Origin of the sequence: Streptococcus sp. A11 (genome assembly GCF_043674225.1) — a bacterium.
GTDB lineage: Bacteria > Bacillota > Bacilli > Lactobacillales > Streptococcaceae > Streptococcus > Streptococcus suis_V.
Genome location: NZ_JBIMJS010000034.1, coordinates 1 through 3011, shown reverse-complemented (window position 1 = coordinate 3011; position 3011 = coordinate 1). Strand labels below are relative to the sequence as shown.

3 protein-coding genes are annotated in these 3011 nt (G+C 35.9%); all 3 read right to left on the bottom strand.

What is annotated here, in order from left to right:
- Positions 1-210 precede the first annotated feature (210 nt).
- From ACHBIF_RS11320 to ACHBIF_RS11310, 3 genes are read right to left on the bottom strand one after another with little or no spacing between them, the layout of a single operon-like run.
- Positions 211-1533 carry a DUF6287 domain-containing protein gene (locus ACHBIF_RS11320; RefSeq protein ID WP_394720760.1) on the bottom strand — a complete coding sequence of 441 codons (1323 nt, stop codon included), beginning with the start codon at positions 1531-1533 and terminating at the stop codon, positions 211-213.
- Positions 1534-2592 carry a DUF4767 domain-containing protein gene (locus tag ACHBIF_RS11315; protein WP_394720758.1) on the bottom strand — a complete coding sequence of 353 codons (1059 nt, stop codon included), beginning with the start codon at positions 2590-2592 and terminating at the stop codon, positions 1534-1536.
- 12 nt (positions 2593-2604) lie between these two features.
- Positions 2605-2844: a hypothetical protein gene (locus tag ACHBIF_RS11310; protein WP_394720756.1), complete on the bottom strand. Its 240-nt coding sequence runs from the start codon at positions 2842-2844 to the stop codon at positions 2605-2607.
- Positions 2845-3011 lie beyond the last annotated feature (167 nt).

Here is a 3011-nt window from a genome sequence, read left to right as displayed (position 1 = left end):
CTACCCTAAAAAATGCTTGGACTACAAGTCGCCGAGTGAATTTCTTTTGGATGGCTAAGTTCAACTTGAAATTTGGGATTATATTTATTAATGTGAGAAAAATTTATACACTATACTATTTGTAAAATTAGTTTATTTTAGGTGTTCAGTTGTCCCATAGAAGATTAAAAAATATTCCTACACGACTGCTATAAGAATACATCTTAGTAGTTATTCTACCTTATAGTAGACCCAGTCTTTACTTCCAAAACTATCTTTTGCGTTAACTATAAATCTATCTCGACTACTATCTGTATCCTGTTCAAACTCTAGCTTTATTCCTGCTGGAATAAAATACCAAAAGGCTCCAGAATTAGCATTTTGCCAACTTGTAGAGCTATCACCAAGCACTGCCATAATATAATTATCCTCTTCTAATCTCAAATCACGAAAAGCGAGTCCATCTTCTGAAGATGATCCTCTATAACGCCCCTTTTCATCAAGAGTGAAAGAATAATAAGAATTTTTCCAAGTTCCAGCCAAGCTAGAAAAATCACCTCTTAACAAGTCTGTCAGATTGACTGCTGATTCATCAGCTTGTTCATTAGATCTAATGTTTGAATTAACGTCCGAAGATGAATATAAAACTATTTCCCCATCAAATGTCTTTACAACAACTCTATCTTTTTGAGAGTCCGTTCCTGAGTAATCAATTCCTTTCGGAACAAAGATATAAGTATAATGAAAACCTAAATTAGTGAGAGCTGTTAGAGAAATTTTTCCTCCACTGGCTTCACCAACTGCATATCCTTCATATACTTGCTTGCTTATATTTAGAAAACCAAATCTATCCCCAATAATCTTATTATTACTTGAGCCGCTAGACATATTGTCCGTACTAACCCCATTAATATAAGCTATGCCGTCGTCATATATCGTTACTTCAGACTCTCCATCTTCTGAGACCCAAACTCCACTTACGGACGAAAAATCCTGATTAGATAATTCTGTCAAATCTATTTGGTATAGATCTTCTACATTGAAGGGAGCCCAATTTTTATCAGAAGAGACTGCTGGACCTGCTTTTGCCCTTTTGACCTTCCCAAATGAAATATCAAACTTCTCTAGTACGTTAATTGTTTCCACACCATCATCAAACCCTATGTACATTTCTAATTTCCCATCATCATCTAAATCATCAATTAGATAGGAAGGGGACCGAGTTGGCTGCTCGAAATATGCAGCACTTACTTTCTGACTATCTTTCTGTAGAATGGCTTCCTGATGGTTAGATACTACTGTCTCATAAAGTCCGCGATAGCGACTCTCCTGACTCTGATAATACATTTTCAAGGCTGGTTTGTAGCTAATAAACAAAAGAAATCCTATTAGCAAAATAACAGAAATTTGCTTCCAGACTGGAATGCTTCGAAAACGAAACCAGTAGGACTTCTTCCTTATCTCACCATTCTTAAAAGCAATTTTTACTTCAACATCAGTCGGTTTACGTCTATTAATTGCTTCAAAATAGCTTATCCATTCTTTTTCTGTCATTTAATTACCTCCAACAATATCCGAAAAACCTGATATTAAATCTGACTTATCCGTCACTCTAACTTTATAGATATTATCCTGACTTGTAGGAGAATAAAGTACAACAGGTGTTCCGTCATTTTTTATTGTGAACAAGTAATTATGATCCAAGTTACCACCAGCTACAACTTTAGAATAATGATAGATTCCTACAATATGATATTCCGCTTGACCTGTTCCATCTGTAGAAAAATCTACAGAATAGTTCGGACCAGCACCTGATTCATCGACCACAGCTAGAGAACGCTCTCTAACTGTATCAGTCACATCTTGATAGCCACTTTGGTTCATTGAAGTCCCCCAGCTCACCATCAAGTCTGCAAGTTCTTGACTTTGTTCTTGAGTCCAAATAGTCGTTCCATTGGTTTTCTGAGTATAATAAGAGATTGAATATTGTGTATTCTCTACATTTTTAAAATCAGCTTCTCGATAATATACGTCCGACACAATTCCTTCTGAAACGATACGATCGGTGGTAGTCATTGTCGGAACCCCTCCAGATATCGTCTCAACAGGTAGATTGTATTCCACTCCTTTAGGAATTATCTTTAGAGCAGGTGCGCCTGCTAAATTAATCGATAAAGTCAGTATTCCATTTTCTTCACGAACTTGATGATGTTTAAAATAATCACTCCAGTTAAATTCTTTGGGACTTTCAGAAATTTCTGTGTACCACAAACCTGCTATACTCGCATAATCTCCTGCTTGGATAGCCGATAAATCAATCCCATCTTCCTCTTTTTGCGAGCTCGACGATTGCGACTGACTTACTTTTGTCTGGTTCGTTGAGGAACTGGCCTCTGTTGATATAGTAGAAATTTCTTGATTCGATGTATTTGTAAAAAACATATACGCAATGCCTGCGATAGCTACAATCCCAACCAAACCATAGACCCATTTTGGAAATGATTTTTTAGATGATTGCACAATCCCACTTTTTACTGCTTCCTGCAATTCCGCAGGGGTAGGTTTTCGACCATTCGTTGCTTCAAAATATGCAATCCATTCTGTCTCAGTCATCTTTATCTCCTACTACTCTTTTTCAAATGTGAAATTACCCACTTTTAAATTACCAGAGTCATCTTTTTCATAAGTACCAACTATCTCACTTCCAATTCCTGGGATTTCTTCTGGTAAATCTATGCTAATAGTTTTATCAAAAATATTAATTGTTCCTGAAAAGCTTTGTGTCTGCCCTAGAACTTCTACTTCTCCATTTACCATCGTAAATATAACATTTAACTCTATATCAGCAACTCCATCATAACCCATTCGATATTTTCCATCTACAGAATTCTGTGCATAAAAAATTACTGCGAATATAAAGCCAACTAAACTTACAAGTTTTACGATTAGTCCAAATGGTTCTGTTGCAAAGTTTTAAATAAAGAATAAAATCCCTTACGGTATCTATGATTTAAGCTGGGATTCCCAATAAT

What these genes read in the sequence shown, in the direction of transcription:
- ACHBIF_RS11320 (WP_394720760.1), bottom strand. Translation starts at nt 1,533, where the DNA reads ATGACAGAAAAAGAATGGATAAGCTATTTTGAAGCAATTAATAGACGT.
- ACHBIF_RS11315 (WP_394720758.1), bottom strand. Translation starts at nt 2,592, where the DNA reads ATGACTGAGACAGAATGGATTGCATATTTTGAAGCAACGAATGGTCGA.
- ACHBIF_RS11310 (WP_394720756.1), bottom strand. Translation starts at nt 2,844, where the DNA reads ATGGGTTATGATGGAGTTGCTGATATAGAGTTAAATGTTATATTTACG.